Here is a 26,806-nt window from a genome sequence, read left to right on the forward strand (position 1 = left end):
TCCCTGTGGGAGCGAGCCTGCTCGCGAAGACGTTGTGTCAGTCGCCATCACCGGCAACTGATGCTGCGCTTTCGCGAGCAGGCTCGCTCCCACAGTGGTTTGCGGTGGTAAAAAACGAGCTGAGGTTCGACCTGTCATCTTCGGCAACGTAGAATGCGCGCCTTTCCCGGGCAATCGTCCCCACGATGGCGCCCGCGCATTTATCGGAGCACTTGACCATGACCGTCACCAAGACCAGCGAGTACCTGGAAACCCTCTACGAAGGCTACGGCCAGCGTTTTCGCATGGAAAAACTGCTGCACGAAGTGCGCACCGAGCACCAGCATCTGGTGATCTTCCAGAACCCGCGCATGGGCCGGGTGATGGCGCTGGACGGCGTGATCCAGACCACAGAAGCCGACGAATTCATCTACCACGAAATGCTCACCCACGTGCCGATCCTTGCCCACGGCACTGCCAAGCGTGTGCTGATCATTGGCGGCGGTGACGGCGGCATGTTGCGCGAAGTGACCAAGCACGCCGGCGTCGAGCACATCACCATGGTCGAAATCGACGGCACCGTGGTCGACATGTGCAAGGAATTCCTGCCGAACCATTCCGCCGGTGCCTACGACGATCCCCGCCTGAACCTGGTGATCGATGACGGTATGCGTTTCGTCGCTACCACTACTGAAAAATTCGACGTGATCATTTCCGACTCCACCGATCCGATCGGCCCGGGCGAAGTGCTGTTCTCGGAGAACTTCTACCAGGCGTGCCACCGTTGCCTGAACGAAGGCGGCATCCTCGTCACCCAGAACGGCACGCCGTTCATGCAGATCGACGAAGTCAAAACCACCGCTGGCCGCCTGCGCAGCCTGTTCCCGGACTGGCACTTCTACCAGGCCGCCGTGCCGACCTACATCGGCGGCTCGATGACCTTCGCCTGGGGCTCGACCAACCCGGCCTACCGCAAGCTCAGCCGTGAAACCCTGCAACAGCGCTTCATCGGCAGCGGCATCGTTACCCGCTACTACAACCCGGAAATCCACATCGGCGCATTCGCTCTGCCGCAATACGTGCTGCAAGCGGTGAACAAGCCGAGCAACGACTGAACCGTCACCGCAAGACCCCTGTAGGAGTGAGCCTGCTCGCGATAGCTTTTTCCCAGTCGATGTATCTGTGACTGGCAGACCGCAATCGCGAGCAGGCTCACTCCTACAATTCACGATCATCGGCTGTAATCCTTTTGAACCAACTCTCGCGGAAAAAAGTCGAGATAAAGGTAAGCCCATTTACGGGTTGATCGAGGAGGCACTGATGCAAAAGTGGAAAGTCACTTTCGTGGATGATCATGGTGAAATCGTTGATGAGATCTTCGAACGTGAGGAATGCCCGTCCGATGATGAAGCCGCGCGGCTGATCAAGGAGCGGCTTCTTCCGGTCGCCGCCCAGCTGGATCTCAATGATCTGGAAGGGCGCACCGCCGATGCCGGGGTGAAAAACCTCAAGACCCAGAACGGCATCGAAATCCGCAGCATCACACCTGTCTGAACACATCCTGTCATCTCGTAAACCAGGCCTTGGCAGCGGCGCTCTCTTGGGGCTACTCTGCAAGCGAGATCAGCGAATGGATCGCTAAGGTCTGGTCTTGTCAGCTACATGCTTGTTTCCCGCGCGCAACCACGTTGCCGTAGTACTTAGGCCAAAAGGCCCGGGGCGGGAATACGGAAAGTCTATCCATCAATCGAGGGGGACGATTCATGAGCACAGCCTATCAAGAAGACATCAGCAGCAACGTTCTGCGCCGCATGAAAGAAGGCGGTTTCGATTTTTCCCGGTTCCATCCCATCGAGTTCTACGCGATTTTCCCGGACGAGGAGCGGGCGCGCAGGGCAGCAGGCAAATTTCGCGGTGAGTCCATCAATGCCCAGGTCAGTGCGCGCGACGACGGCGCCTGGTCGCTGGAATTGAGCAAAGTGATGTACGCAACCTACGACGACATTGGCGATTTCGAGCAGGGCTTTTCCGCCGTGGTCGAGCCGCTGGGCGGCATTATTGAGGGTTGGGGCGTGAAGCAGGAGGTGCGCAATCGTTACCGCCTGAATTGAGCTTGAGCATTTTGTATCGGGCAACGGCTGACCTTCGGGTCGGCCGTTGTCGTTTTAAAGATCAAAAGATCGCAGCCTTCGGCAGCTCCTACAGGTGATCGTGTAGGAGCTGCCGAAGGCTGCGATCTTTTGCTTTTGCATTCAAAATATTTCAGAAAACCAAAAAAAAGCCACCGGAGAGGGTGGCTAAAAGGGAAGACGGATATGCAGTGGAGTCTTTGCGGGGCGGGGCTGCCAAGGCAGTCCAGGTCAATTCGGCGGGCAGCTTTGCAGCGCCATGCCGATAAAGTTTTGCAGCGAATGCGCGGATTATCCGCAGTCGCTGCCGGGCAGTGAAATCAACTCTGACTATGCTGGTGATAGGCGATGCAGTGCGTCGCAATGAAGCGGGGGCAATCGGGTCGGGGCATTTGCCGCACAGGAATGGTGCGCTGCCTTTGGCGTGGATCCACAACCGATTGAATTCAAAGCGTTTATGCCGATGGCACGGGCCTTGCGAAGGCCTGTATGTCCGGAGTGACAAGGAGTACGGCATGATCCGCACCTGTTTTGACGAGATGTACGATGCTGGCGGACTGGTTCGCCCGCATTACCGGGAATTTGCCCGCTGGCTGGCCGAGACGCCCGACGAGTTGCTTGCGCAACGCCGACGCGAGGCTGATCTGCTGTTCCATCGTGCCGGGATCACTTTCACGCTTTATGGCGACGAGCAGGGCACCGAGCGCCTGATTCCGTTCGACACCATTCCGCGCAGCATCCCCGCCAGTGAGTGGCGAATCGTCGAGCGCGGTTGTATCCAGCGGGTCAAAGCGCTGAACATGTTCCTCGCCGACCTCTACCACGAGCAGCGCATCATCAAGGCCGGGATCATTCCCGCCGAACAGGTGCTGGCCAACGAGCAATACCAGCTGGCAATGCAGGGCCTGGATCTGCACCGCGACATCTATTCGCATATTTCCGGCGTCGATCTGGTGCGCGATGGCGATGGCACTTATTACGTCCTCGAAGACAACCTGCGCACACCCAGCGGCGTCAGCTACATGCTCGAAGACCGCAAGATGATGATGCGGCTGTTCCCCGAGCTGTTCGCCGCTCAGCGCATCGCCCCGATCGATCACTACCCCAATCTGCTGCTCGACACCCTGAAAAGCTCAAGTCCGATCGACAACCCCAGCGTGGTGGTGCTGACGCCGGGGCGCTTCAACAGCGCGTTCTTCGAGCATGCGTTTCTCGCGCGGGAAATGGGCGTTGAACTGGTGGAAGGCGCGGACCTGTTCGTGCGCGACGACAAGGTGTTCATGCGCACAACCGACGGCCCGAAAGCGGTCGATGTGATTTATCGCCGCCTCGATGATGCCTTCCTCGATCCGCTGGCATTCAACCCGGATTCGATGCTCGGCGTGCCGGGGCTGCTGTCGTCCTATCGCTCCGGCAATGTGGTGCTGGCCAATGCCATCGGCACCGGAGTGGCGGACGATAAATCGGTTTACCCGTTTGTCACCGACATGATCCGTTTCTACCTCGACGAAGAGCCGATTCTGAAGAACGTGCCGACCTGGCAATGCCGCAACCCGTCCGAGCTGTCCCACGTGCTGGCCAATCTTCCGGATCTGGTGGTCAAGGAAACCCAGGGCTCCGGCGGTTACGGGATGCTGGTCGGGCCGGCCGCGACGAGCGCGGAAATCGATGCCTTTCGCGAGCGCATCAAGGCCAAGCCCCATGCCTACATCGCGCAGCCGACGCTGTCGCTGTCGACGTGCCCGACCTTTGTCGAAAACGGCATCGCGCCGCGCCATATCGACCTGCGCCCGTTCGTACTGTCCGGCCGCGAGACCCGGGTCGTGCCCGGAGGTTTGACCCGTGTCGCGTTGCGTGAAGGCTCCCTGGTGGTGAATTCCTCCCAGGGCGGCGGCACCAAGGACACCTGGGTAGTCGAGGATTGAAGGAAGCTTGCCATGTTAAGTAGAACTGCCTCGGATCTGTACTGGATGTCGCGTTACCTGGAGCGTGCGGAGAACCTCGCACGCATGCTCGACATCAGTTATTCACTGTCGCTGATGCCGCAGGACGGGCGCGGCGATGGTCTGCACGAACTCGCCATGCCGTTGCTGATTACCGGCACTCTCGATGATTACCATGACCGCCACGGCGATCTGCACGCCGAACGCCTGCTGCATTTCTTTGCGCTGGACGCGGCCAACCCGGCGAGCATCTACAGCTGCCTCGGCGCGGCGCGGGCCAGTGCCCATGCGGTGCGCGGGCGAATCACCGCCGACATGTGGGAAAACATCAACGCAACCTGGCTGGAAATTCGCGGCATCGCCGAACAGGGTCTGAGCCGCTACGGCATGAGCCGTTTCTGCGAATGGATCAAGGAGCGCTCGCATCTGTTTCGTGGCGCGTCCTACGGCACGATCATGCGCAACGACGCGTTTCGCTTCATCCGTCTGGGCACGTTCATCGAGCGCGCGGACAACACGCTGCGCCTGCTCGATGCCCGCTACGAAATGGCCGGCGATCAGGCCGAAGCGGTCAGCGATGGCACGGCGCACGCTTATTACCAATGGAGTGCGCTGCTGCGGGCGTTGTCGTCGTTCGAGGCCTACACCGAAATCTATCGCGATGCGCCCGGCGCCCGGCACGTCGCCGAATTGCTTTTGTTGCGCGCCGATGTACCCCGTTCGCTGCGTGCCTGTACCGAAGAAATCGACCAGATCCTCGCGCAACTGCCCGGCGCCAACGGCCGCCCGGCACAACGCCTGGCGGCGGAAATGGACGCGCGCCTGCGCTACACCGGCATCAACGAAATCCTCGAAGAAGGCCTGCACGCCTGGCTGACCGAATTCATCCCGTTGGTGCGCCAGTTGGGCAACGCCATTCACAGTTCCTACCTGGAGGCTGCATGAGACTTTCCATAAGCCACGAGACCACCTATCACTACGAAGATCAGGTGCGCGCGAGCATCCAGTACCTGCGCCTGACGCCTCACGACAGCGAGCGTCAGCACGTGCTCAGTTGGCAGCTGGATTTACCGCGCCCGGTGCGTGCGCAACTCGATCCGTTCGGCAACATCCTGCATGTATTGACCATGGACGAGCCCCACGAAGCGATCATCATTGGTGCCCGTGGTCAGGTCGATATCGATGAATTGCGCGAGGCCGAACATGAAAGCCAGTCAGCGCTGCCGTTCCTGCGCTTCACGCGCATGACCGAAGCCGATGAAGCCTTGCGCGAGTTTGCCGGGAAAAACTGCAAGCAACGGCGTGATCGCACCGCGCTGATCGATTTGATGTGCGCATTGAATCAGCACATGACCTACACGCCGGGCTCGACCGTGGTCGACACCAGCGCCGCCGAAGCTTTCGCCGGGCGCGCCGGGGTCTGTCAGGATCATGCGCACGCCTTTCTCGCCTGCGCGCGGAGCCTCGGCATACCGTCGCGTTATGTCTCGGGTTATCTGTACAGCGAGGATTGCGAGCATCTGGCCAGCCATGCCTGGGCGGAAGCGTGGCTGGATGACGCGTGGTACAGCTTCGATGTGACCAACCAACTGGCGCGCCCGGAGCGACACCTGAAACTGGCGGTGGGCCTGGATTATCTCGATGCCTGCCCGGTACGCGGCATGCGCCGGGGCGGCGGCTGCGAGCAGATGCATGCGAAAGTGTTCGTCTCGCCGACGCCGATCATATCCGTCCAGCAACAATAAGGATCTGCACAATCCCCTGTAGGAGTGAGCCTGCTCGCGATGGCGGCGTGTCAGTCACATCTGTATCGCCTGACACGCCGCCATCGCGAGCAGGCTCACTCCTACAAGGAATTGGTGTCAGGGCTTAATCTTGCGACCGGCCATGTGCCTGAGATAGCCCACCAGCATTTGCAGATCCCCGTCCGGCAACACCTGCGCCGAAAACCCCGGCATCTTCGCCTGCGGCCACTGGCGCAAACTCTGCGGATCGCGGATGTAGCGCTTCAGGAAGTCCGCACCAAAATACTCGGTCGGGCTGTACGGAATATTCAGATCCGGCCCGAACTGCGCATCACCGGCACCATTCAACCGGTGACACGCCAGGCAGTTTTTCTGAAACAAGGCAAAGCCCTGGTTCACCGGATCTTCGGCCTTCAATGCCGGATCGGGCAGCAGGGCAGGGAAACGCTGGGCCACCGGCGCCATCAACTTGATGCTGGCGACTTCGAACGGCCATTGCTCGGGGCTGATCTTGCCGGCTTGCGGATCGGTCCAGACCAGATAGAAAGGCCCGGCGCTGTGCTTGCCGGCGGACAACGGTGGCCATGGCCGTGCCGGATCCTCGATTGCCAGCCATGCGCGTGCGCCGTTCTTGTTCAGCAAAGGCGCAGCGGCCAACTCGGCGGCAAAGCCGTCCAGCGCCACCGCTTGCAAGTGGTCCTCAGGTCTGACGCCCGTCAGCAACGCGGCCAGGGGCACGACCTGATAGGTCATGTCCTTCTTGTAGGAGACATCATTGTTGATCATGAGGGTTTGCAGCTGAGGATGCTTGAGCAGTTCCTCGGTCTGCCAGGTGCGGCTGTTTGCGCCCAACTGCAGATCCAGTTGTGCCGCAGACAAGGGCAAGCTCAGCAGCAAGGCACTGAGCGCAATGAGCGTTTTCAAATGACCGCCGTCCATGTCGTGTAAGTGCGCAAAGGTTGGCACAACCACGCTGGCCCGGGTAGCGGGCCAGTCACATTTTCAGCGGCGATGTACAGCACGCGGCGCTTGAATCAGCCGATGACCTTGGTCAGATTCGGCAAGATCAACAACAGCGTCGTGGCGAAAAGAATGAGTCCTGCTTGACGTACTTTCGGTTGTTTGAACATGGCTTGACCGCCTTTATTGTTATTTCCTGAGGCGTGCCTGACTGCAGATCCATGACGGCACGCGTTGCACTTCCTGTTGGAGGACGCCCGTCTCGGCAAAACCCGACGACGATGGCGTACATGTTCACCTTAGGGCCCACGTCCGCGTTGGCTTAGATCCATTTCATATGGAGCGCTCGAAAAAAGCTTTAAAAAAGGCATGAGGCGTATTGCCAGCTTCTTTGCCGCCCGCTGGCTAGACAACTCGGTGACCTGAACCGGTTCACCTGAGGTCCGATGACCGTCCGTCTGAGCGCGTGCGTCAAGCGCTTTGAGCAATGTGGTCATTGCTTGCCAGACTGCGCAGCGCGAAAGTGCAACGACACCGAATCACGTTCGAGGACGTCATGACTGAAGCTTTGATTTTCGATGCGTTACGCACCCCGCGTGGCAGAGGCAAGGCCGACGGCGCGCTGCACAGCGTCAAGCCGGTCAATCTGGTGGCAGGTTTGCTGAGCGCCTTGCAGGCACGCACGGCGTTGGACACCAGTCAGGTCGATGATGTGGTCCTCGGCTGCGTCACGCCGATCGGCGATCAAGGTTCCGATATCGCCAAAACGGCGGTGCAAGTAGCCGATTGGGACGTCAGCGTCGCCGGTGTGCAGATCAACCGTTTCTGCGCTTCAGGTCTGGAAGCGGTGAATCTCGGCGCGATGAAAGTGCGTTCGGGTTTTGAAGATCTGGTGGTGGTCGGCGGCGTCGAGTCGATGTCGCGGGTGCCGATGGGTAGCGATGGTGGCGCCTGGGCATTGGACCCGCAGACCAACCTGCACAGCCACTTCACCCCGCAAGGCGTCGGCGCCGACCTGATCGCCACCCTCGAAGGCTTCAGCCGACAGGACGTCGATGCCTACGCGCTGCATTCGCAGCACAAAGCTGCACGGGCGCGAGCTGATGGCTCGTTCAGCAAGTCGCTGGTGCCGGTGCAGGATCAGAACGGCATCATCCTGCTTGACCACGATGAGTTCATCCGCGCCGAATCGACCCTCGAAGGCCTGGGCAAGCTCAAACCGAGTTTCGAAATGATCGGGCAGATGGGCTTCGATGCCACGGCGTTGCGAGTCTACAGCCATGTCGAGCGTATCAACCACGTGCACACGCCGGGCAACAGTTCCGGGATTGTCGACGGTGCGGCGCTGATGCTCATCGGCTCCGAAGCCAAGGGCCGTGCGCTAGGGCTGCAGCCACGGGCGCGCATCGTCGCCACCGCCGTCACCAGTACCGACCCGACGATCATGCTCACCGGCCCGGCGCCGGCAACCCGCAAAGCGCTGGCCAAGGCCGGACTGCGCGTGGAAGACATCGATCTGTTCGAGGTCAACGAAGCGTTTGCCTCGGTGGTGTTGAAGTTCATCAAGGACATGGCCGTCGACCCGGACAAGGTCAACGTCAACGGCGGCTCGATCGCCATGGGCCACCCGCTGGGCGCCACTGGATGCGCGATCCTCGGCACGCTGCTCGATGAACTGGAAGCGCGTCACCTACGCTACGGCCTGGCGACACTCTGCGTCGGCGGCGGCATGGGCATTGCCACCATCATCGAACGCCTCTGAGCCCCGACTTCAAGGAACCCTGTTATGAGCGAAGCGATTCGTTACGAAAAAGGTCAGGACGGTATCGTCGTGCTGACCATGGACATGCCGGGCCAGAGTGCCAATACCATGAACGCAGTGTATCGCGAGGCCATGGCCGCTTGCGTTGCGCGTTTGTCAGCGGAAAAAGACAGCATTGCCGGGGTGATCATCACTTCAGCGAAGAAAACCTTCTTTGCTGGCGGCGACCTCAATGAATTGATCAAGGTCGGCAAGCCCGAAGCCAACGCCTTCCATGACATGGTGCTGACCCTCAAGGCGCAGTTGCGCAGCCTTGAGACCCTCGGCAAACCGGTGGTTGCGGCGATCAACGGCGCTGCGCTGGGTGGCGGCTGGGAAATCTGCCTGGCCTGCCACCACCGCATCGCTGTGGATGATGCGTCGGTGCAACTCGGTCTGCCGGAAGTGACGCTGGGCCTGTTGCCGGGCGGCGGCGGAGTGGTGCGCATGGTGCGCATGCTCGGCATCGAAAAAGCCCTGCCGTATTTGCTCGAAGGCAAGAAGGTGCGCCCGCAACAGGCGTTGCAGGCCGGGCTGATTGATGAACTGGCGGCGGATCGCGATGAGCTGCTGGCCAAGGCGCGCGCCTGGATTATCGCTAATCCGACTGCGGTGCAACGCTGGGACGTCAAGGGCTACCAGATTCCTGGCGGCACGCCGTCGAATCCGAAAGTGGCGCAGATGCTGGCGATTGCGCCGTCGATTCTGCGCGCGAAGACTCAAGGCACGCTGCCAGCGCCGGAGAAGATTCTCTGCGCGGCGGTGGAGGGTGCTCAGGTCGATTTCGACACGGCGCACCTGATCGAAACCCGCTACTTCACAGAACTGACGACCGGGCAGATCTCGAAAAACCTGATCGGCACGTTCTGGTTCCAGTTGAACGAGATCAACGCCGGCGGTTCAAGACCGCAAGGTTTTGCGCCTTATAAAACCAAGAAAGTGGGTGTACTCGGCGCTGGCATGATGGGCGCGGGCATCGCGTTTGTCAGCGCCTCGGCCGGTATCGACGTCGTGCTCAAGGACATCAACCTCGCCGCTGCCGAGAAAGGCAAGGCGCATTCCGCGGCGCTGCTGGATAAAAAAGTTACCCGTGGCCAGATGACTGTCGAACAGCGCGAGGCAGTACTGGCGCGGATCGTTGCGAGCGAAAGCGATGCCGATCTGGCCGGTTGCGATCTGATCATCGAAGCGGTATTCGAAGATCGCGAACTCAAAGCCAAGGTGTCTGCCGCCGCGCAACAGGTGGTGGGTGGCGAAGCAGTGATCGCTTCCAATACGTCCACTCTGCCGATCACCGGCCTGGCGACGGCCGTGCCCGATCAAAGCAAATTCATCGGCCTGCATTTCTTCAGTCCGGTGGAAAAAATGCCCCTGGTGGAAATCATCAAGGGCGCGCAGACCAGCGACGAAACCCTCGCCCGCGGTTTCGATTTCGTCCTGCAAATCAAGAAAACTCCGATCGTGGTCAACGACAGCCGTGGCTTCTTTACTTCGCGGGTGTTCGGCACGTTCACCAACGAAGGCATTGCCATGCTCGGCGAAGGCGTCAGTGCGCCGATGATCGAGACTGAAGCCCGCAAGGCCGGGATGCCGGTCGGGCCTCTGGCGATCTCCGACGAAGTTTCCCTCAGCCTGATGAGCCATATCCGGCAGCAGACGGCCAAGGACTTACAGGCTGAAGGGAAACCGCTGATTGAGCACCCGGCCTTCGCCGTGATTGACTTGATGCTCAATGAATTCAAGCGACCAGGCAAAGCCGCCGGAGGCGGGTTTTATGAATATCCAGCGGCTGCCCAGAAGCATCTTTGGCCGGAGCTGAAAACGCGTTTCGAGAAAGTCGACGGACAGATTCCGGCAAAGGATGTGCGCGATCGTCTGTTGTTTGTGCAGGCCATCGAAACCGTGCGCTGTGTGGAGGAGGGCGTGCTGACCTCAACGGCGGATGCCAACGTCGGGTCGATCTTCGGCATCGGTTTCGCTGCGTGGACCGGCGGTGCGCTGCAGTTCATCAACCAGTATGGCCTGAAGGATTTTGTCGCGCGTGCGCAGTATCTGACCGAGCAATATGGCGAGCGTTTTACGCCGCCAGCGCTGCTACTGGACAAAGCCGCGAAAGGTGAAATGTTCTAGGGCTGGCGAACATGTCGGGGCTTGCCTTGGCCGGGCGTTTCAAGGCAGGCTCTGGGGTGTTCATTATTCCCATCACGTGTCAGGTATTTTTTATGTCGCTGCGCATCTGCATTCTCGAGACCGACATCTTGCGGCCTGAGCTGATCGATCAGTATCAGGGCTATGGGCAAATGTTTCAGCGCCTGTTTTCACAACAGCCGATTGCCGCTGAGTTCACTGTCTATAACGTGGTGAATGGCGAATACCCAAGCGACGAGCAGACGTTCGATGCGTATCTGGTCACCGGCAGCAAGGCCGATTCGTTCGGCACTGATCCGTGGATTCAGACCCTCAAGACATATCTTCTGAATCGCTACGAACGCGGCGACAAACTGCTCGGCGTGTGCTTCGGCCATCAATTGCTGGCGCTGCTGCTTGGCGGAAAGAGCGAGCGCGCATCCCAGGGTTGGGGCGTCGGTACCCACAACTACAAGCTGGCGGCCAAGGCGCCGTGGATGAGCCCGGTGCGCGAAGAGCTGACACTGTTGATCAGCCATCAGGATCAGGTGACCGAGCTACCGGAAAATGCCACGGTGATCGCGTCGAGCGATTTCTGCCCGTTCGCGGCTTATCACATCAACGATCAAGTGCTGTGCTTCCAGGGCCATCCGGAATTCATTCACGATTACTCGCGCGCGCTGCTCGATCTGCGCCAGGAAGCCCTGGGTTCGCAGATTTACAGCAAAGGCGTGGCCAGCCTCGAGCAGGAGCATCATGGCGCTACGGTTGCGGAGTGGATGATGCGGTTCGTCGCGCACAAGCCGGAAGCGGCTCAACGCTGAAATGGCCTGCTCCCACAATCCCTGTGGGAGCGAGCCTGCTCGCGAATCGCCGGGGCGACGCGGTCCCGGCTACAACCACCCCGACCGTTTGAAACTCGCCCACAAACTCACACACCCCACCGCAATAAACCCCAGCACCGCAAAATAACCGTAATGCCAAGTCAACTCCGGCATGTTCTGGAAGTTCATCCCGTAAATTCCCGCCACTGCGGTGGGGAACGCCAGAATCGCTGCCCACGCTGCGAACTTGCGCTGCACCACGCTTTGCCGCGATGCCTCAAGCAACACACCAATCTCGATGGTCTGGCTGGCAATGTCCGCCAGCGTGCTCAGGTCTTCCATCTGCCGCGTCACGTGGATCTGCACATCGCGAAAGTACGGGCGCATGTTCTTGTCGATGAATGGAAAGCTTAGTTTTTGCAGCTCTTCGCCGATTTCTACCATCGGCGCCGCATACCGACGCAAGCGCACCACGTCACGGCGCAAACCGTGGAGCTTCTGGATGTCACGCTCGTTGAGGGCACTGCACAGCACGTTGCGCTCCAGCTCATCGATCTCCGCGTGGATCGCTTCGCCCACCGGCTGATAGTTCTCGATGACGAAATCGAGCAGCGCATACAGGACGAAATCCTCGCCATGCTCCAGCAACAGTGGACGCGCCTCACAGCGTTGACGCACCTGGGCGTAGGACGCCGAGTGGCCGTTGCGCGCGGTGATGATGTAGCCCTTGCCGGCGAAGATATGCGTTTCGATGAACTGCAAAACGCCGTGTTCACGAACGGGGGAGTAGGTGACGATAAACAGAGCGTCACCAAAGGTTTCCAGTTTTGGCCGGCTGTGTTTTTCCAGCGCATCTTCGATGGCCAGCTCGTGCAGATTGAACTGGCGTTGCAGGTTGGATAATTCCTGTGCGTCCGGTTCTTCCAGACCGATCCAGACGAAATGGCCCGGCTTGGCCGCCCAGGCCGCGCCTTCATCAAGCGTGATATCGGTGACTTTCTTGCCTTCGCTGTACACCGCAGCAGCAACAACTCGACCCATGGTGGTGATTCACTTCTTCTTGGCAGATGGCAGGGGAACAAGGCTTCAGCTTAGCCGTGTCGCTGTTTAAGAGTCAGTGAAACTTCTACAGTTCAGCCGGCAAAAGAAAACCCGCACAGGGCGGGTTTGTTTTTCACGCGGCTCGCAGTTGCCGATCCATGGATTCGATACATTCGCGCATTTGTTCGCGGCATCGCTCGATGAGCATGGGCATGTCATCCATGGTCAATCCGACTGTAGGAATCGCCGGCAGCGAACGTATGAGAACGTTGCCGCTGCGCCAGCGATTCAGACGCATGTGCTTGACGTAACTGCTCACGCACACCGGAACGATCGGCACGCCGGCGGCAATCGCCATCTGGAACGCGCCTTTCTTGAACGGCAACAAATCTTCGCCGAGGTTGCGGGTGCCTTCCGGGAATACCCAGATCGAGGTGTCTTCATTCTGCAGGGTGTGAGTGGTCGTCAGCATCGACTGCCGCGCCTTGTGCGCATTGCCACGGTCGATCAACACATTGCCGGCGAGCCAGAATAACTGACCGAACAACGGCACCCACTTCAGGCTTTTCTTGCCGATACACACGGTGCGGCGCGGGACGACGTTGCCGAACACGAACAGATCGTAATTGGACTGGTGGTTAGCGATGATCACGCAGCTGTCAGGCTTGTTGATCAACCCGTTGACCTCAGACTTGACCCGCAAACGCAGGATACACATCGCTGGCAACGCGTAGAGGCGGGCGCAGAGTCGGCTGTTGTCCGGATTGAAGGGGCGGCACAGGCCAAGGATCACGCCCAGCACGCCGGCGAGAATAAAGTGCAGGCCCATCAACAACATACGAAACACGAACAGCATTTTTGCAGGCCCACCGGGACAAAAGGTGGCGCAGTGTACGGATGTGCACTGTTTTCGGCAATTGCCCCTATAGAGTCCGGAGATGGCCGATGTTTAAGCGCATGTTTCAGCGCTGCCTGTCAGGTGCATCCTAGAGCTGTCAGGGAATCATCAACACCGAACGTAAGAAAAAGCCCGACACGAGGGTCGGGCTGTTCTCAACGGCCAAATCCTTCAGGAATCAGCCCAGATGTTGCTGATCCTGCAGGATGGCATCGTCGAGGGTTTCCAGCAGTTGTTTGCGCACTTTCAGCTTGGTGTTCTTGTGCGCGAGCATATTGATTTGCTTCAACTGACGCGCGGCAGCCAAGGCGGAGCCCTGCAATTCTTCTGCAGTGACGACCTTGTCGAGGAAGCCTGCATCAACGGCACTTTTCGGATCGAACATTTCGCCATTGATCACTGAGCGATGGAAAGCCGAACGCCGCAAGCGATCACGCGCCAGCTCGATACCGGCATGGTGCATGGTCATACCGATCTGCACTTCGTTCAGACCGATGCTGAACGGGCCATCGACACCGATGCGGTAATCGGCGGATAACAGCAGGAAAGCGCCCTTTGCCACGGCGTGTCCCGGACAGGCAACGATCACCGGAAACGGGTGAGAGAGCAGGCGACGGGCCAGCGTCGAACCGGCTGTCACCAGCGCAACGGCCTCTTTCGGGCCGGCCGTCATCACCTTCAGGTCATAACCTCCCGAGAGAATCCCCGGCTGGCCGGTAATGATCACCACAGCCCGATCCGCGACCGCTTGATCCAGTGCCGCGTTAAACGCCGCAATCACATCGGGGGAAATGGCGTTGACCTTGCCATTGTTCAGGGTCAGGGTCGCGATGCCGTCTTCGAGGTGGTAGGCAATCAACTCGCTCATGACGCTATTCCTTATTAGAAAGATGGGCAGACGTTACCCACCGCCGCAGGCCAGGTAAAGCGCCGTGACTGACCTGCCAGTCACCGTTTTGCGCTTCAGCCAGCGCTGCGCGCCTCTTGCCTTCCATAAGGAAGCACGTCGGTTACCCGAGATTGGCGGGTTTGCCATCCTCCGCCTGGCCCAGTGCAGTCCGCTCTCTTAAGCGCATGAAAATTCTGAAAAAAAGTTTGCCATCGGAAAAGCTTTCGACTACATTAGCGCGCCTCGACAGACAGAACATGTCTGCAGAGATACGGTGAAGTGTCCGAGTGGCTTAAGGAGCACGCCTGGAAAGTGTGTATACAGGAAACTGTATCGAGAGTTCGAATCTCTCCTTCACCGCCACATTCAGTAAACGCAAGCCCCTGATTTTCCTAGAGAAAGTCGGGGGTTTGTGGTTTTTGGTGTCCGAAAAATGGGCATATGGGACAGATCTGGGACAGATGCGCCATTTCGGTCCGGAAATGAGCCTCCAGGATTGAGTGCCTGAGCTACCCTGTATTAGCTGCGCAAATCAGTCTTCCGAATATTTGATCCAGGGACGATCAACATGCCAAGTAATGCAGATTTCAATATCACCACTGCCGATGCGCTGACACTGTTGTTGCACAACCAGCATGCGCTGGGTGCAGCGATAGAAGAGATTACACATTGGATATCGGGAGCTGGTGCAGATGATGTTGCCGATAACGCAATCGTGCCCTTGGCAACGCTGGACACTAACGCAGCAGCGATCACAGACGCGATCATGCGGCTACGGAAGGTTTAAGGGGAGGTCTGGCGGCACGCGGTCTAAACGCAAAGTTCAGTCCGCGAGCTCCAGTAACTTAGACGGCGATCACCGTCGCAATCTAGACATGGATTCGGCTGGCCAGCTTTCTCGGGCCGTAGAGTCACACTATGTGCTTACGTGACGACGTGAAATAAGCCGTTCCATCGCTGATCGCCGGGATGACCCCAGCGCACACTGCGTCTACGATGAGCTGTCGGGTAGCCTTCACGTCGAGCGTCTTGCCTACATTCTTTTGCATGAGTTGCCTGCTAATAAAATAGCGGCCACAGGCAGAACAGTCGATGACCTGCCAATCCCCCACTTCATATTGAAGCTCTGCATTTTCCCAACAAATCCAGCACATACATTTCATGAATTCCCTCCGTGACCAATGGATTGCGCCAGAAAAAGGCTGGTTCAATTCAGAGGGGCGACTGGAATAACCGTTGGTCGTGTTTAAGTGCGCAAATGCACGAAACACTAATTATGACCTATCGCGGCTATTAGCCACTAGTGGATGGAACGCCGTTTATGGTCAATCGGCCCCCACGCCTGGCCCAGGTGTGGGGGCCTTTTTCATGCGCCGTGGAAACCAGACGTCCCAGGACTGGTCTACCATCCTCCTACCGCTTGGCTTGCTGCAGCCACTCATTATTTGAAGGATGCCCATGTGCTTTTATGAAGGTCTGGCCACCGTCACCGTGTTGGCCCGCTATCAGGCGCGGGAGCCGGCCGAGCTAACCAGTCTCGAATGCCCGGTGCGCCTCATTCATGTGGGCTCCGGTCGCGTCCGCGTTGAACTGCAGCATTACCTGCAAGGCCCCAAGGAGGCCAACGCGCTGCGGGTGATGCTGCCGCATGGAACAATGGTGCAGGGGCTCTTGATCGACGGGTCTAACCAACCCACCGGCGGCTGGCTGCTGATCGACGTCGAGCAGTACGATTTGGTGCTTGAGCAACCGGGGACCCTGAATGGATGGCAATGGCAATGATTGACCACGACGAATTTGCGGCACTTAACCTGCCGCGTTCTGTGCATGCGCAAGCACTGAAGTTGCTCGCTGGCATCGTCCAGGCAAGCACCCTAGCCGACACGCTGCATGCCGCCGACCGAGCCGAAGGTTTCACCCTGGGCATTGAAACGGTGAAAGCACTCAACCTCGGGGCCATCGAAGGGCTGTATCTGATATTCGACCGCGCTTTACAGGCGCGTCAGCGGGAACTGAATAGATGATCGGCGAAGGCATTCACGAAGACGTATTGCGCGCCCTGGTTGAACAACACGCGGTGCGTGAATGCCTGGTCGCCAAAGTCGATGGCGGCCCCGACTGGGGCCTGTCGATTCGTCTGGGCGGGAGCAGTGCACGCTGGGTGCCGGTGCGCTCGCGACGTGAGCGCCTGCGCACCTGGGCGAATTTGACCGCCGTGGGCCGTTTTGCCGAAAGCGTGGGCATTAACGGTTTCAGTGTGGAGCTGTGACCGGCGTCAGCTTTAACGCCATTTGCAGCATGCCGACCACGTCCGGTCCGTCTTCATTGATCCACGTTCCGTAATGCTGACGGATCATGTTGCCGTTGGTGTGACCCATCTGTTCCGCAATCCAGTCGATCGACGCCACACCGGTGGTCAACAACTGGCTGGCGTAGGTGTGCCGGCATTGACCAGGGCCGCGGTAGCGGACGCCGGCCGCCAGTAAGTGCGCCTTGAAGAAACGATCGCGCACAACAAAATCGTTGGCATGCGGCAGGCCGGTTTTGGTGTTCAGGAACACGAAGTGCAGTTTGTGTTTTCGCACCGTCTTGTTGTCCCGCTCGACGACCTCCACGGTTTCCGCTTTCCTGTTGCGGTTCAGCGCATCGATCTTGCGCAAGGCGTCCCACGCCGGTGCCAGCAGGCGCACCCGCCGCGTCGATCGGCGGGTTTTTGTCACACGATAAGCGCCGCGCACCTTCGACCGGCGAAAGGTCACCGTGCCTTGCGCCAGGTCGACGTCCTCCCAGGCCAAAGCGATGGTTTCCGAGACCCGCGGGCCGGCCCATAACATGAACTGCACCATCAGCAGTTCCTGCGTGCGGTGGGTTGGGGTCTCGAGGATCTGGCGGATTTCGGCGCGGGTAAACGGGTCCGGCGCTTCGGGATCGGGCAGACGCACCATTAGCCCTTCGGTCGGGTCATGCGCGACTTTCATCCGCGTGCGGTACAGGCGGAACACCTGGCGCACGTTGCTGATGATGTCGCGGATGGTCTTGTTCTTCAGGGTTTTCGACAGCGTGTCCTGAATCCACTCCTGCAGGTCGAGATGGTCGATCTGGTTAATCTGGACCTTGCCCCAGCGCGGGCGCACATGCACCTCGGCCTTGTTGGCGTAGCCGCGATAGCTGGAGGCGGCGACGCTGTTGGCCTTGATCTTCAGCCACAGGTCCAGGTAGTGACCAAAGGTGTTTTCCACCAGCCTGGAGGAGTGCGGGAAGTGCCGCGCATAGTCGAAGGTGCCGGTCTGGATTTCGTACTCGATGATGTCGACCAGGCGTCGGGCCTGCGCCACGATCGCTGGTGTGTTGCCGCCCGGGATCGCTTCCCGGCATTTTTCCCCGTTGTATTGAAAATAGATTCTCACGGACTTTCCGCGAGCTTCGACCCCACTCATGTAAACCCCTAACGCTGTACTCGTATTACAACAGTCTGACGATCGGAAACAAAAAGGCCCGTTTCCGGGCCAAGTATCTTCAAGCGCGTCTTCTGGTGGACGCGGCTTATGGCCTGGGCATGGGATGGCGCAGATGAGCGTTCAGCCGCTGCCGGCGGCGGCTGCATTTCTCATGACTACCCTGAACGCGCCACTTGCCGCACTGGTCGCAGACGCTGGTGTAGTCAATGTTCCAGGGAAAGCGGCGCACCGGTGTTGCGGCCGGGTCATTGCGCATGGTGCGAATCTCCGTGGAAGACAGGGACGGCGAGCAGTTGGCGGATCACCGCGGCATCCGTGGCGCTCAGGTCACCCAGACTGCTCGCCATCTGGCTCAGGCTTTCCAGGCGCGTACGGGCCTCGGGGGTTTTGTGCACCAGGTAGCCGATGACGGCGGCACCGATGATCGCAGTGGCCACCAGGTGCCGCGCCGGTGTGGTAGCCTTCGCGCCGCTGCTGCTGTGGTTCTGTGCTTGCATGGTAGGGTCCTCAGAAGTGGTCGGGTGTCGAGGAGCTGCAACTCCTCGACACTGTTTTTTAAGTTCAGTCCTTGCGAGCCAGGTGAATCACCAGGCCATCAAAATCCGGCTCATGTTCAACACATGACTGCCATTCCAATACCCGCAAGATCTGCTGCCTGCTGCAGTCGTCGACGAGGATTTCGCGCTGGCCAGCGGCTGCCCGAACTTCCAGCATCTGCAGCAAACCTTCCTCTGCGTACGCACCGGCCTGAATGATCGGCGCGCTTTGACCTGCCAAATCCAAACGGTCTTGCACCGACTGGAGCTTGTTGGTTTGGCCGTCGCCGGCATTGCCCATAAACACTTGGATCTGCATCGGTGTTGCTCTCCTTTACGCTTTGAATGTCCAGCACTTGACGGTGGTCGGCCGGGGTTGGGAAACGGGGTTGCGATGATTGAAGGCGGCGCGCACGGCGCTGTGCACGGCCTTGTTGCTGTCGAGGAACTTGCGCGAGCGAGACTCTTTGAGCAGGTCGCGCAACGTGGCCACGTCGGCCAGCTTCTGTTTGTGTTCGGCGGCGCGCTCGCAGAATTCATTGAGGTTGATGGCGATGACGGTCGGGTCGCTGCTGTGGTCGACCACCGGGTCTTCACTCAAGGATTCGAGGTAGTCGTAGACCTCCCAGAATTCGGCGACGGCCGGATGGTCGGAGCTGATCGAGGCCTGACGCTCGATCGCCATCCGCACGATCTGCCGCTGCGTAGCGGCGACCTGCGGATCGCTGAGTTTCAGCACTAGGCGCAGGCCATCCAGCAGCGACAGCAGTTGCGCGTGGTTCTTGCTGATGCGCTCCACGCGGATGTAACCGCGCAGGTCGTAGCCGCAACTGCTGCAGTTGCCCTGGTCACTGGTGTAAGCCGTGCCGCAGGCGAAACAGTGCGTGTGCAGGCGGCGCAGCTTGGCTTCGTGTTCGGGCATGCGCTGAGCGAATAGCTCGAGCACGCCAGACTCCTTTCCCACGGCGCGCAACAGGAAGTGGCTGAGGGTGTTGCCGTCCAATGCGTTAAGTTGATCAGCAGCCGCACGGCTTTCCGGGGTCACGATCGGGCGCACGAAGTGCAGTTTGACGATGCGCGTCATGATTGCTTCGTGAGCAACCACCGCCGCGTTCTGGCTGATCGCGATCGTTCCACGAAAGGGTGGTTCGTAGGTTTCGTTGCCCGCCGTCTTGACGCCTTTGGTTGCCAGCGTGCCGCCACCGTAGAAGTCTTTCAGTTCGTCCCATTCGAAGGTTTTAGCGTGCGCTCGATCGTCGCTGTGGCGATCGGCCTCGAGAAACACCACTGGCATGCCGGAAACCTGACCCATCAGGCGCGAACGTCCGGCCTTGGTCGATTTCATCGGGTCGAAGCCTTCGTAACCTTCGCGGCCGAGCAGTTTCCACAACAGGTTGAGCAGGGTGGTCTTGCCGGCGCCGGCTTCACCGGTGGCTTCCAGAAAGGGGAAGGATTGATAACGCGCACGGATCTGCTCGCAGAATAGCGAGCCGAAAAAGAACACCAGCGCGACGAAGCCTTGGGCGCCGAAGCAGGTCCACAGCAGCTGCACCCACTGCTCGTTGAAATCTTTGCCGTCACGCTGCAGCTTGATCGGCACACCCTTTTGCAGGGTTTTCAGGCGCAGCTTGCCGAACTCAAAATAGTCTTCGCTGTTGACCTTGTAAGTGGTGCCGTCTTTGATCGCGAGGTCGCCGTAGACGTAGCAGGCGTATTCCTTGCTGTAGCCGACGTAGTCGATCGTCGATACGGTTTTGATGCCGAACAGCTGATCCTTCATCAGCTTGTCGAGCTGCTGGCCGCTGCCGGTGAACATGGCGCCGGCCGCCATGCCGAGCAGGCGTTTTTTGAATTCACTGGCGGCGGACAACTGGCCGCTGGTGAAAGTGTTTTTCACACTCTCGGAGTCGTGGGGGAAGTCCACGCGCAGGTAATACCAGGACTCGTCCGTGACTTCGTTGCGCTGGAAGTAAAGGGCTTGTGGGTAGCAGTTGGCAATCTCCACGACGATGCCGGACTGCTGCAGCGCCTTTTCGCGCTGTTGCGCCTGGTTGAGCAACTGGTCGTCGTGGTTCTCGCTGTCCTCGATGTCGGACATGGCGCGGTTGAACTTCTCCATGTCCAACTTGAACCAGTACAAACGGTTGCCAAAGCCCAGGTGAAATTCCCCGCGCTTGTTCCAGTCGTACATGAGCAAGGCCTTTTCCGCTGCGCTCTCTGCCAGCAGCAGCGCGCCTTGATGGCGAGCCTGTTTGAGGTCCGTAGCGATCTGTTCGGCGCGCTTGGTGTCATCCTGAATAAAGCTCCAGCGCTGGTGCAGGTCGTTCCAGTCCGCCTTGCGGCCATCGCGTTGCGGTATCAGTGCCGCTTCGCAGATGAACCCCAAGGCGCGAGCATCGCGAACCCAACGCCGCGTATAGACGTTGGCGCTTGGCTCGTTGTCCAGCGCCCAGACCAGCTTGGGCAGCTTGCCGCCGTCACGGTTTTTGATCAGGGCCTTGAGCGAGTCACCAGGGAACGCGTTAGACGACATGGCCGATACGGCCGCGATGTCGTTATGCACCAAAGCGATGGCATCAAAGATGCCTTCGACGATCCAGATTTCCTTGACCTCGAGCAGGTCGACGCACGGCGGGCACCACCAGACACCGCGATAGCTGTCCTTGGACTTGAAACGCGCCTTCATTTTGCCGAAACGGTGCGGCTGATCGATCAGACGTTCCCACCAGCCTCCTTTTTCCAGCGCAAAGCGCACCGTGGCGCTGCCGGCGTTGTGTTCAGGCGAGTAGAAGCTTTCCTGGGTGAACCAACCTTGGATCAGCTCAAACCGAAAGCCCCTGGCGAACTCCAGATAAGCCCGCGCGGTGGCGTTAGGGTGTTGGTCCGTTGCCGGTGCACGCTTACTCCAATCCTCAAACAGATCGTCGTACAGCTCTTTGACGTGCAAGGTGTGGCCACACTTTTCAGGGCGGCCGCAGATCACCATCCATGGGGTATCGAAACGCGAGTACAGCTCCTTTTTCTTGCATTTGGGGCAGGTGCCCCCGCGCATGTAATCGGTGCCTACGCGATGCTTCAGTCCGAAGTCGAACTGGAGGCGTTGTAACACGTCGTGGCGGAGATCTTCTTTCATGATTACTTCACTGCTTTGAGGCTGAGGGAGAGGGCCGCCATCAGGCGTTTCTGAGCAGCCATCACCGGAGTTCTTTCGAGGATCGAGCTGTGCCGTTTTTCTTGCGGGACGTACCGGTATTCATCTGCGTACCAGTAGTCGTTGAGGCTCAAGCGGTACTGCTCGCGCATCGCAGCCAGTAGTGCTTCGGCCTCCGCTGGTGGCAGCTGAGTGGTCAGAATTACGGCGTTTCCCATCTTGAAACCTCGATTTCGGGCGCAGCTCACCCAAACCCACGGAGTGCGGGACAGGCGTTTGTCTGAGGGTTGGTGTTACGAGTTGGCTAAGCGAAAGCGGCCAACGTCTGGCGCGTTGATGATTCGCTCATAGATGAGGCTGACCGGTACGGCCCATTGTCGGCCGGTCACCGGATCAACGATCACGGTGTGCGTCGACGTGCTGCTCTGGATGTTCAGGCGTTGCCGATCGCGAACGGCGACCATGGTGGTGCCTGCCAGGTGAACGATTTTTTCAGCGACCTGCGTTTGAACGTCATAGTCTGCAACCAGGTGTTGAACAGCCCGGCTGAACAGTTGCTGATCGTCGCTCAGGTGTTCGCAGTGGTGACGCTCAAGAAACGCCAGCGCGGCGCTCTGCAGGACATCCTGGTATTCCGGTACTGCAGACAAATTGTTCATTGAGCCTTTCCTGCGCGGTAGAGAGCGATTGCAGCCAGCACTTCTGCATGCCTTGCTGCTACGTGGAGGTTGTGCGCGTCCATAATGAATTCGGCTTCTTCATCACTGATCGAACCGTCTTCAAGAGCGGCGGCGATTGCTTGATCAACACAGCCTCGCTTTGCGGAAACCTGCACGGAGCGGGCGTAAAGCTCGACATTGTCGAGGGTTCCAGGATCAGCCATCGGAACGAACAGTCCTCCATACATCGAGGCAATGTAATTGGGTAAGTGATGTGTCCCGCAGTCCTGCTCGAGCAGGAAAACTTGGGTATCGCTGAGAGGACTGCAACCGGCGTTTTCATAGGCATGGTTGTCGAATTTTTTGAGCTTCAGACCCAGGCGTGCTGCTGCAGCCTCACGTCCACCGTTATAGCTGCGGATGATCTCGCTCATGACTTCTTTACGGGTGTCTAGGATTGGACTTTTCAACTTCTACTTTTCCCTGTGGAGCGCCGCTATTACTGTTCAATCACGCCGTCTTTTATCCCCAGTAAGACGGCGGCTCGATGTGCCTCCCCTCGGCGACCTTTGATCCGACCGTTCAACAGGTCGCTGACTAAATTTTTGTTCAGTCCATGCTTCCGACTGAATTCCGCAATGCTTAGTCCCTTTCGATCGAGAGCCGCCCGGGCTTGCTCGTGCGTAACGGTGGCGGGCATAGTGTTCCCTCTGTTCGTTTGTGTTTGTTTGCGTTTGTCTGTGGTGATTCTTGGTCAAAAAAATGATCAAGTCAATGGTGGTGACTAAAAAAATGCTCATAGCGGATCGTGTCGGTGAACGCCTCAGGGAAGAGCGCGAGCGCTTGGGGTTGAATCAAACAGATTTTGGCGTCCTACTCGGTGTCAGTAGGGGTACGCAAAAAAACTACGAATTGGGAGCTAGTTCTTTAGATCTTCGGTATGTAACCGCTCTGGAAGAGAAGGGCGTAGACGCGGCGTATGTACTCACTGGAAGGCGTTCAACTCCGCTGGGTCAGCTCTTTAGTCCCTCAGAAGAACTGTTGATCAAGCAATTCAGAACGATTTCTGACGATGACCAAAAAGCGATTCGTCGATTTCTAGAAGCCATGGCAGACGACGCGGCTCGGCATCGGTCTTAACTCGCAACAATCCCGTACAGTCATTGGGGTATCTCTTATTCCAATGCACTTGCTTACCCCCCATAAAGTCCGTTCAGCAATGCACTTTATGGAGTAGTTAGAATGTTGGATCGCAAGAAGAACGATCACATCGCCCTCGAAAACGCCGAGTCGGAAGCTGCCGTACTCACGGAAATCGAGCGTCGACTGATCGATCTGTATCGCCGGCTCACCCGCGTAGAACAGCAGCAAGTTCGCCGAGTGGCCGAGATACTGGCAATCAACCCAAAGGAGAAAGTAGAGGGCTGACCGTCATTCTTTGAATGATCCCGATCGCCGACGCTGGCACGTCGGCGGTTTGTAACTACGCCACCGCCTGCGATCCCAACTGCTCGAAAAGCTCCCGCTGCTTCGCTCTGGGCATTTCTCGTAAGCGATCGATCAGCATCCGCTCGAACGTCTGCGACGACGGACTGAGCGTGTGCGAGAACGTCAGATTGGCCACCCATGTGTGCCCGCACGTTGCGTCCAGGCACTGGCAGTATAGTTTTACGAAGGCTGTCGTTACCTCTTCCCGCGAGGCAATTCGGCCCTTGTGTCCGCAGTTGCATACAACTCTCATTTTGTCCCTCCCCAGGGGCAGCTGATCGCCACCATTTTGCCACAATCTGTAGTGGTTTTCTTTCTGTTCGGCACTTCATGTAGTGATATCCGCTGCTTCTGGCGCAGCCTTCCAGCTAAATCTCCTATCCTCTCGGAGCCTGTCATTTAGCTGATTGAACAACTGACAAATCGGCCGAATCTCGTTGCTCGTGTAAACGCGATCGATCTTCTCGATGTCGCCGAAACCACCGGTGTTTTCCGGAATGATGCCGGCCAGTGCCGGGTTCATGCGCCATGCAGCGATGACGTCGTTTCGGGTGATGTTCTTCACCTTCTCCAACTCGTCTTTGGCTTGGAAGTCCCCCACAGGGATGATCTGAATCGCGTTTTCCTTGCCGTTGGGGATGTTGACGAACATGGAGCGGAAGTTGCCCACGCCCTTGCTCGCGCTGATCTGCGCGCGCAGCTCGTCTTCGTCCTCTTCAGTCAGGTCGGGATCGTTGGTGTAGAAGATGTAACCAGCGTGCGCGCCGTTGCTGTAGTAGCGCCGGCGGAAGAGGGTAGCCGCCTCATTGAGCAGCAGCGCCTGCAGGCCGCCCAGGTAATCCGGGATCCCGTAGATGTTCTGTTCCACGTCGTAGTCCAGGACATGAGAGATTTCGTGCTGTCCGAACTCCATTTCTTTGTTGTCGGGCATCAACATCACGTAACCGCCGTCGACCTTTACCCGCATATTGATGGCCGGTAGGTGCTGCAGCTCGAGAACCTGGCCAAATGCGTTGGTGTCGTTATAGAAATACGCTTCGCCAAACACCATGTAGTCCAGCCCGGCGCGGCCCATTGTTTCCGTGCTGCAGCCGGCCGAGGGGATGAACTCACGCAGCAGCAGGTTGCGTTTGAACTTCGGAATGGCGCCGTGGTGGGCATTGGCGCGCAGCAGCTTGGCCAGGCCAACCCGCGAAACCGGCGGCTTGTAAATCTTGCCGTCGTCGCTGGGGAACACACCCACGTACTCGCCGATGTTGCCGGATAACACCTGTTCCGGCTCCCCGAACGTAAACGAGCGCATGGGCTGCTGCGGTGGTTGGGCTATGTGTTGCTTTCTGCGTTTGCGGTTGGCCATGGCTGGTCTGGTTACTCGTGACGTAGCGGCTACGACGCCGCTTGTTGGTGTTCAAAGGTTCGTTTGCCAGCGCGTGCATCACGGCCCAGGCAATGTCGGCGTGGCCGGTGGCGTCGGTGCGTGATGCGCTGTAGGTGATCTGGCCGCTGTTGGTGGCGCCGCGCTTGATCGTCAGGAATGCCTGGGCGATGTCCGTCCACCCGGCGTCCCACTCGATGCGACTGCCTTGGATCGTGTCCTGGGCTTTGAGCACCAGGGCGTTTTTCGCCTCGAGGCTGTAGTGAATTGGCGTCGCTTTGGCGTAGAAGTCGCGCACCAGGTCGAACACGCCGTAACCCACGCCGGTGACATCGATGCCGATGTGCTGAACGTTGAAACGCTCGGTCAGTTTCTTGACCTGAGCGGCCTGATAGGTGAACGAATGGCCACGCCAGCTGTGCTTTTCCAAAATGCGGAATTTCGCGCCTGGCTCGAGCGGCGGCGCGATGACCACGCAGGTAGCGTCGTCGCGGGTGCGGCTCGGGTCGTAGCCCAGCCAGACCGGACTGTTGCCGAACGGCCTTTCGATGTCGGGGTTGTAGTCTTCCCACACGGAGAGATCCGAATAGCACCTTTCCAGATCCTTGAGACTGAATGCGCTTTGGGTGCTGTCGATGAACTTGCAGTAGAACAGCTGCTGAAATTTGTCTTCGTCGTACTCCAGCTGCAGCTGCTCCAAGTCAAACAGATCGCAGCCGCCGGCAATCGCATCGTCCAAGGTGATCGTCTTGCGCCACTGGCCGTCCGGACACAACGCACCCTGCGTGTAGGCCGCTTCGCTGGGCCACACGCCGCTGGCCTTTTTGCCGCGCTTGCTGTTGCGGAACTCCTCACCTGACCAGAATGGGTACGCCTGATGCGATACCGCGCTGGGCGTCGAGAAGTAGGTTTTGCGCCACTTCTTGTGGGTACCCATGGCGCTGGCCACGGTGCTGAGTTTTTCGAAGTCGCGAATCCAGAAATATTCGTCCACGTAGACGTGGCCGTGATAGCCCTGGGCGGTACTGCTGTTGGTGCTGAGAAAACGCAGTTCGGCGCCGTTGCTGAGCGTGATCGGGTTGCCCGTCAGCTCGATATCAAACCACTGCTTGGCGAACTGAATGATGTAACTGCGGAAGATCTCGGACTGTGATCGGCTGGCAGACAGGAACACCTGGTTGTCACCGCTCAACACAGCGTCCATGAACGCTTCGCCGGCGAAGTAGTAAGTCAGGCCCACCTGCCGGCTTTTGAGAATGTTCCGGACACGGCGTGTCAGTGGGTTCTGTTTCGCCTCGAACAGCTCTTTCTGATAGCCGTACATCTTCGAGATGAACTTATCGAGGAAATCAACTTCGGTCAGGCCGCTGATGTCGTTCTTGGCCTTCTTTTCCCGCTTCTTGGCGCCGCCTTCGCCTCGCTCACGGCGTTGACCAGGTTGCCGTTCGCGAGACTCGTCCGGACGATCTGATTGCGCCGCCGGTGAGGATTTCGCGGCCAGTTTTTTCAGGCGCTCAAGTAGGCTCGTCAGCCGCTCCAGTTCGTCCAGTTCGGCTTTCGTCAGCGGCTCGATCTTTTCCAGAATTAGTGTGATGCGCCGATTGACCGCGCTTAATGGTTCTTCATCCGTAAGCATCTCGTCCCAGCCGCCTTGGCGGATCCAGTAATAGACGATTCGGATGTTGGGCAGCTTCAAATGCGCCTGTATTTCCTTCACCGAACAGCGGCGCAGGTAAAGGCGTTTTGCGGCTTCTTTAACTTCGGTCGGGTAGTTCATGCGTCGCAGTCTATGCGGCGAAAACC

Annotated in this window: 30 protein-coding genes and 1 tRNA gene; 16 read left to right on the forward strand and 15 right to left on the reverse strand. The window is 58.6% G+C overall.

Features of this window, described 5'->3' with window-relative positions; genetic code table 11:
- Window positions 1–218 precede the first annotated feature (218 nt).
- The 6 genes from speE (at window position 219) to LIS66_RS08470 (ending at window position 5,796) form a co-directional block, all read left to right on the forward strand.
- Window positions 219–1,094 (forward strand): polyamine aminopropyltransferase, encoded by an 876-nt coding sequence (speE, locus tag LIS66_RS08445; RefSeq protein WP_016773785.1) that lies wholly within the window; start codon window positions 219–221, stop codon window positions 1,092–1,094.
- Window positions 1,095–1,299: 205 nt separating this feature from the next.
- Entirely contained in the window at window positions 1,300–1,533 is a 234-nt protein-coding gene (locus tag LIS66_RS08450; protein ID WP_042608487.1) for a hypothetical protein, read from the forward strand.
- A 209-nt stretch (window positions 1,534–1,742) separates the two neighbouring features.
- A complete protein-coding gene (locus tag LIS66_RS08455; protein ID WP_003223226.1) occupies window positions 1,743–2,090 on the forward strand; it encodes a ribonuclease E inhibitor RraB in 348 nt (115 codons plus the stop codon).
- A 533-nt stretch (window positions 2,091–2,623) separates the two neighbouring features.
- Complete coding sequence (locus LIS66_RS08460; RefSeq protein ID WP_042608486.1) at window positions 2,624–4,033, forward strand: circularly permuted type 2 ATP-grasp protein; 1,410 nt, start codon at window positions 2,624–2,626, stop codon at window positions 4,031–4,033.
- Window positions 4,034–4,045: 12 nt separating this feature from the next.
- On the forward strand, window positions 4,046–4,996 hold the full coding sequence (locus LIS66_RS08465) for an alpha-E domain-containing protein (RefSeq protein ID WP_042608485.1): 951 nt from the start codon (window positions 4,046–4,048) through the stop codon (window positions 4,994–4,996).
- The gene (locus LIS66_RS08470; protein WP_042608484.1) at window positions 4,993–5,796 is read left to right on the forward strand and encodes a transglutaminase family protein; all 804 of its coding nucleotides are present in this window, start codon (window positions 4,993–4,995) and stop codon (window positions 5,794–5,796) included. The genes LIS66_RS08465 and LIS66_RS08470 overlap by 4 nt, the downstream gene beginning before the upstream one ends.
- A gap of 117 nt (window positions 5,797–5,913) precedes the next feature.
- On the opposite strand, the gene LIS66_RS08475 is transcribed toward LIS66_RS08470, so the two are convergent.
- Window positions 5,914–6,735, reverse strand: a complete 822-nt coding sequence (locus LIS66_RS08475; protein ID WP_227973978.1) for a c-type cytochrome — start codon at window positions 6,733–6,735, stop codon at window positions 5,914–5,916.
- Between the two features lie 577 nt (window positions 6,736–7,312).
- Between LIS66_RS08475 and LIS66_RS08480 the strand changes: the two genes are divergently transcribed.
- The 3 genes from LIS66_RS08480 (at window position 7,313) to LIS66_RS08490 (ending at window position 11,508) form a co-directional block, all read left to right on the forward strand.
- Window positions 7,313–8,518 carry an acetyl-CoA C-acetyltransferase gene (locus tag LIS66_RS08480; protein ID WP_227973979.1) on the forward strand — a complete coding sequence of 402 codons (1,206 nt, stop codon included), beginning with the start codon at window positions 7,313–7,315 and terminating at the stop codon, window positions 8,516–8,518.
- A 24-nt stretch (window positions 8,519–8,542) separates the two neighbouring features.
- Window positions 8,543–10,687: a 3-hydroxyacyl-CoA dehydrogenase NAD-binding domain-containing protein gene (locus tag LIS66_RS08485; protein WP_227973980.1), complete on the forward strand. Its 2,145-nt coding sequence runs from the start codon at window positions 8,543–8,545 to the stop codon at window positions 10,685–10,687.
- 92 nt (window positions 10,688–10,779) lie between these two features.
- Window positions 10,780–11,508: an amidotransferase gene (locus tag LIS66_RS08490; protein ID WP_065615172.1), complete on the forward strand. Its 729-nt coding sequence runs from the start codon at window positions 10,780–10,782 to the stop codon at window positions 11,506–11,508.
- Window positions 11,509–11,577: 69 nt separating this feature from the next.
- Here LIS66_RS08490 and LIS66_RS08495 read toward each other — a convergent pair whose 3' ends face one another.
- The 3 genes from LIS66_RS08495 to LIS66_RS08505 form a co-directional block, all read right to left on the reverse strand.
- A complete protein-coding gene (locus LIS66_RS08495) occupies window positions 11,578–12,549 on the reverse strand; it encodes a magnesium and cobalt transport protein CorA (RefSeq protein ID WP_227973981.1) in 972 nt (323 codons plus the stop codon).
- Between the two features lie 133 nt (window positions 12,550–12,682).
- On the reverse strand, window positions 12,683–13,405 hold the full coding sequence (locus tag LIS66_RS08500; protein WP_064364622.1) for a 1-acylglycerol-3-phosphate O-acyltransferase: 723 nt from the start codon (window positions 13,403–13,405) through the stop codon (window positions 12,683–12,685).
- Between the two features lie 220 nt (window positions 13,406–13,625).
- Complete coding sequence (locus tag LIS66_RS08505; RefSeq protein ID WP_064364623.1) at window positions 13,626–14,315, reverse strand: crotonase/enoyl-CoA hydratase family protein; 690 nt, start codon at window positions 14,313–14,315, stop codon at window positions 13,626–13,628.
- Window positions 14,316–14,609: 294 nt separating this feature from the next.
- Here LIS66_RS08505 and LIS66_RS08510 point away from each other — a divergent pair.
- The 5 genes from LIS66_RS08510 (at window position 14,610) to LIS66_RS08530 (ending at window position 16,605) form a co-directional block, all read left to right on the forward strand.
- Window positions 14,610–14,699: transfer RNA gene (locus LIS66_RS08510), tRNA-Ser, on the forward strand.
- 205 nt (window positions 14,700–14,904) lie between these two features.
- Window positions 14,905–15,123 (forward strand): hypothetical protein, encoded by a 219-nt coding sequence (locus LIS66_RS08515; protein WP_227973982.1) that lies wholly within the window; start codon window positions 14,905–14,907, stop codon window positions 15,121–15,123.
- 671 nt (window positions 15,124–15,794) lie between these two features.
- On the forward strand, window positions 15,795–16,118 hold the full coding sequence (locus LIS66_RS08520; protein WP_227973983.1) for a hypothetical protein: 324 nt from the start codon (window positions 15,795–15,797) through the stop codon (window positions 16,116–16,118).
- Complete coding sequence (locus tag LIS66_RS08525; RefSeq protein WP_227973984.1) at window positions 16,115–16,360, forward strand: hypothetical protein; 246 nt, start codon at window positions 16,115–16,117, stop codon at window positions 16,358–16,360. Before LIS66_RS08520 ends, LIS66_RS08525 begins: the two co-directional genes overlap by 4 nt.
- Window positions 16,357–16,605, forward strand: coding sequence for a hypothetical protein (locus LIS66_RS08530; protein ID WP_227973985.1), 249 nt, complete (start codon window positions 16,357–16,359; stop codon window positions 16,603–16,605). The genes LIS66_RS08525 and LIS66_RS08530 overlap by 4 nt, the downstream gene beginning before the upstream one ends.
- On the opposite strand, the gene LIS66_RS08535 is transcribed toward LIS66_RS08530, so the two are convergent.
- The 8 genes from LIS66_RS08535 to LIS66_RS08570 form a co-directional block, all read right to left on the reverse strand.
- The gene (locus tag LIS66_RS08535; protein ID WP_227973986.1) at window positions 16,589–17,773 is read right to left on the reverse strand and encodes an Arm DNA-binding domain-containing protein; all 1,185 of its coding nucleotides are present in this window, start codon (window positions 17,771–17,773) and stop codon (window positions 16,589–16,591) included. The two genes, LIS66_RS08530 and LIS66_RS08535, sit on opposite strands and share 17 nt — an antisense overlap.
- A gap of 266 nt (window positions 17,774–18,039) precedes the next feature.
- Window positions 18,040–18,291 (reverse strand): hypothetical protein, encoded by a 252-nt coding sequence (locus LIS66_RS08540; protein ID WP_227973987.1) that lies wholly within the window; start codon window positions 18,289–18,291, stop codon window positions 18,040–18,042.
- Window positions 18,292–18,355: 64 nt separating this feature from the next.
- The gene (locus tag LIS66_RS08545) at window positions 18,356–18,649 is read right to left on the reverse strand and encodes a hypothetical protein (RefSeq protein WP_206415001.1); all 294 of its coding nucleotides are present in this window, start codon (window positions 18,647–18,649) and stop codon (window positions 18,356–18,358) included.
- A 15-nt stretch (window positions 18,650–18,664) separates the two neighbouring features.
- Window positions 18,665–21,463 (reverse strand): toprim domain-containing protein, encoded by a 2,799-nt coding sequence (locus tag LIS66_RS08550; RefSeq protein WP_227973988.1) that lies wholly within the window; start codon window positions 21,461–21,463, stop codon window positions 18,665–18,667.
- A 2-nt stretch (window positions 21,464–21,465) separates the two neighbouring features.
- Entirely contained in the window at window positions 21,466–21,699 is a 234-nt protein-coding gene (locus LIS66_RS08555) for a hypothetical protein (RefSeq protein WP_064392761.1), read from the reverse strand.
- A gap of 75 nt (window positions 21,700–21,774) precedes the next feature.
- Complete coding sequence (locus LIS66_RS08560) at window positions 21,775–22,140, reverse strand: hypothetical protein (RefSeq protein ID WP_227973989.1); 366 nt, start codon at window positions 22,138–22,140, stop codon at window positions 21,775–21,777.
- Window positions 22,137–22,610: a YmfL family putative regulatory protein gene (locus LIS66_RS08565; protein WP_322746236.1), complete on the reverse strand. Its 474-nt coding sequence runs from the start codon at window positions 22,608–22,610 to the stop codon at window positions 22,137–22,139. Before LIS66_RS08565 ends, LIS66_RS08560 begins: the two co-directional genes overlap by 4 nt.
- 29 nt (window positions 22,611–22,639) lie before the next feature.
- The gene (locus LIS66_RS08570) at window positions 22,640–22,840 is read right to left on the reverse strand and encodes a DNA-binding protein (protein WP_212615678.1); all 201 of its coding nucleotides are present in this window, start codon (window positions 22,838–22,840) and stop codon (window positions 22,640–22,642) included.
- Between the two features lie 92 nt (window positions 22,841–22,932).
- Between LIS66_RS08570 and LIS66_RS08575 the strand changes: the two genes are divergently transcribed.
- Together LIS66_RS08575 and LIS66_RS08580 are read left to right on the forward strand one after the other, a co-directional pair.
- Complete coding sequence (locus tag LIS66_RS08575) at window positions 22,933–23,280, forward strand: helix-turn-helix domain-containing protein (RefSeq protein WP_227974493.1); 348 nt, start codon at window positions 22,933–22,935, stop codon at window positions 23,278–23,280.
- 102 nt (window positions 23,281–23,382) lie between these two features.
- On the forward strand, window positions 23,383–23,568 hold the full coding sequence (locus LIS66_RS08580; protein ID WP_206415007.1) for a hypothetical protein: 186 nt from the start codon (window positions 23,383–23,385) through the stop codon (window positions 23,566–23,568).
- A gap of 55 nt (window positions 23,569–23,623) precedes the next feature.
- Here LIS66_RS08580 and LIS66_RS08585 read toward each other — a convergent pair whose 3' ends face one another.
- The 3 genes from LIS66_RS08585 to LIS66_RS08595 all read right to left on the reverse strand — a co-directional run bounded on the left by LIS66_RS08585 (window position 23,624) and on the right by LIS66_RS08595 (window position 26,780).
- Complete coding sequence (locus tag LIS66_RS08585; RefSeq protein ID WP_206415008.1) at window positions 23,624–23,881, reverse strand: ogr/Delta-like zinc finger family protein; 258 nt, start codon at window positions 23,879–23,881, stop codon at window positions 23,624–23,626.
- Between the two features lie 75 nt (window positions 23,882–23,956).
- Window positions 23,957–24,841, reverse strand: coding sequence for a phage portal protein (locus LIS66_RS08590; protein ID WP_227974494.1), 885 nt, complete (start codon window positions 24,839–24,841; stop codon window positions 23,957–23,959).
- Window positions 24,738–26,780, reverse strand: coding sequence for a terminase large subunit domain-containing protein (locus LIS66_RS08595; RefSeq protein ID WP_227973991.1), 2,043 nt, complete (start codon window positions 26,778–26,780; stop codon window positions 24,738–24,740). The genes LIS66_RS08590 and LIS66_RS08595 overlap by 104 nt, the downstream gene beginning before the upstream one ends.
- Window positions 26,781–26,806 lie beyond the last annotated feature (26 nt).

This window comes from Pseudomonas sp. HN2 (genome assembly GCF_020736465.1).
Lineage (GTDB): Bacteria > Pseudomonadota > Gammaproteobacteria > Pseudomonadales > Pseudomonadaceae > Aquipseudomonas > Aquipseudomonas moraviensis_A.

Excerpts from the sequence above, each read along its gene's own strand:
- speE (WP_016773785.1), top strand. The coding sequence starts at position 219 with ATGACCGTCACCAAGACCAGCGAGTACCTGGAAACCCTCTACGAAGGC.
- LIS66_RS08450 (WP_042608487.1), top strand. The coding sequence starts at position 1,300 with ATGCAAAAGTGGAAAGTCACTTTCGTGGATGATCATGGTGAAATCGTT.
- LIS66_RS08455 (WP_003223226.1), top strand. The coding sequence starts at position 1,743 with ATGAGCACAGCCTATCAAGAAGACATCAGCAGCAACGTTCTGCGCCGC.
- LIS66_RS08460 (WP_042608486.1), top strand. The coding sequence starts at position 2,624 with ATGATCCGCACCTGTTTTGACGAGATGTACGATGCTGGCGGACTGGTT.
- LIS66_RS08465 (WP_042608485.1), top strand. The coding sequence starts at position 4,046 with ATGTTAAGTAGAACTGCCTCGGATCTGTACTGGATGTCGCGTTACCTG.
- LIS66_RS08470 (WP_042608484.1), top strand. The coding sequence starts at position 4,993 with ATGAGACTTTCCATAAGCCACGAGACCACCTATCACTACGAAGATCAG.
- LIS66_RS08475 (WP_227973978.1), bottom strand. The coding sequence starts at position 6,735 with ATGGACGGCGGTCATTTGAAAACGCTCATTGCGCTCAGTGCCTTGCTG.
- LIS66_RS08480 (WP_227973979.1), top strand. The coding sequence starts at position 7,313 with ATGACTGAAGCTTTGATTTTCGATGCGTTACGCACCCCGCGTGGCAGA.
- LIS66_RS08485 (WP_227973980.1), top strand. The coding sequence starts at position 8,543 with ATGAGCGAAGCGATTCGTTACGAAAAAGGTCAGGACGGTATCGTCGTG.
- LIS66_RS08490 (WP_065615172.1), top strand. The coding sequence starts at position 10,780 with ATGTCGCTGCGCATCTGCATTCTCGAGACCGACATCTTGCGGCCTGAG.
- LIS66_RS08495 (WP_227973981.1), bottom strand. The coding sequence starts at position 12,549 with ATGGGTCGAGTTGTTGCTGCTGCGGTGTACAGCGAAGGCAAGAAAGTC.
- LIS66_RS08500 (WP_064364622.1), bottom strand. The coding sequence starts at position 13,405 with ATGCTGTTCGTGTTTCGTATGTTGTTGATGGGCCTGCACTTTATTCTC.
- LIS66_RS08505 (WP_064364623.1), bottom strand. The coding sequence starts at position 14,315 with ATGAGCGAGTTGATTGCCTACCACCTCGAAGACGGCATCGCGACCCTG.
- LIS66_RS08515 (WP_227973982.1), top strand. The coding sequence starts at position 14,905 with ATGCCAAGTAATGCAGATTTCAATATCACCACTGCCGATGCGCTGACA.
- LIS66_RS08520 (WP_227973983.1), top strand. The coding sequence starts at position 15,795 with ATGTGCTTTTATGAAGGTCTGGCCACCGTCACCGTGTTGGCCCGCTAT.
- LIS66_RS08525 (WP_227973984.1), top strand. The coding sequence starts at position 16,115 with ATGATTGACCACGACGAATTTGCGGCACTTAACCTGCCGCGTTCTGTG.
- LIS66_RS08530 (WP_227973985.1), top strand. The coding sequence starts at position 16,357 with ATGATCGGCGAAGGCATTCACGAAGACGTATTGCGCGCCCTGGTTGAA.
- LIS66_RS08535 (WP_227973986.1), bottom strand. The coding sequence starts at position 17,773 with ATGAGTGGGGTCGAAGCTCGCGGAAAGTCCGTGAGAATCTATTTTCAA.
- LIS66_RS08540 (WP_227973987.1), bottom strand. The coding sequence starts at position 18,291 with ATGCAAGCACAGAACCACAGCAGCAGCGGCGCGAAGGCTACCACACCG.
- LIS66_RS08545 (WP_206415001.1), bottom strand. The coding sequence starts at position 18,649 with ATGCAGATCCAAGTGTTTATGGGCAATGCCGGCGACGGCCAAACCAAC.
- LIS66_RS08550 (WP_227973988.1), bottom strand. The coding sequence starts at position 21,463 with ATGAAAGAAGATCTCCGCCACGACGTGTTACAACGCCTCCAGTTCGAC.
- LIS66_RS08555 (WP_064392761.1), bottom strand. The coding sequence starts at position 21,699 with ATGGGAAACGCCGTAATTCTGACCACTCAGCTGCCACCAGCGGAGGCC.
- LIS66_RS08560 (WP_227973989.1), bottom strand. The coding sequence starts at position 22,140 with ATGAACAATTTGTCTGCAGTACCGGAATACCAGGATGTCCTGCAGAGC.
- LIS66_RS08570 (WP_212615678.1), bottom strand. The coding sequence starts at position 22,840 with ATGCCCGCCACCGTTACGCACGAGCAAGCCCGGGCGGCTCTCGATCGA.
- LIS66_RS08575 (WP_227974493.1), top strand. The coding sequence starts at position 22,933 with ATGCTCATAGCGGATCGTGTCGGTGAACGCCTCAGGGAAGAGCGCGAG.
- LIS66_RS08580 (WP_206415007.1), top strand. The coding sequence starts at position 23,383 with ATGTTGGATCGCAAGAAGAACGATCACATCGCCCTCGAAAACGCCGAG.
- LIS66_RS08585 (WP_206415008.1), bottom strand. The coding sequence starts at position 23,881 with ATGAGAGTTGTATGCAACTGCGGACACAAGGGCCGAATTGCCTCGCGG.
- LIS66_RS08595 (WP_227973991.1), bottom strand. The coding sequence starts at position 26,780 with ATGAACTACCCGACCGAAGTTAAAGAAGCCGCAAAACGCCTTTACCTG.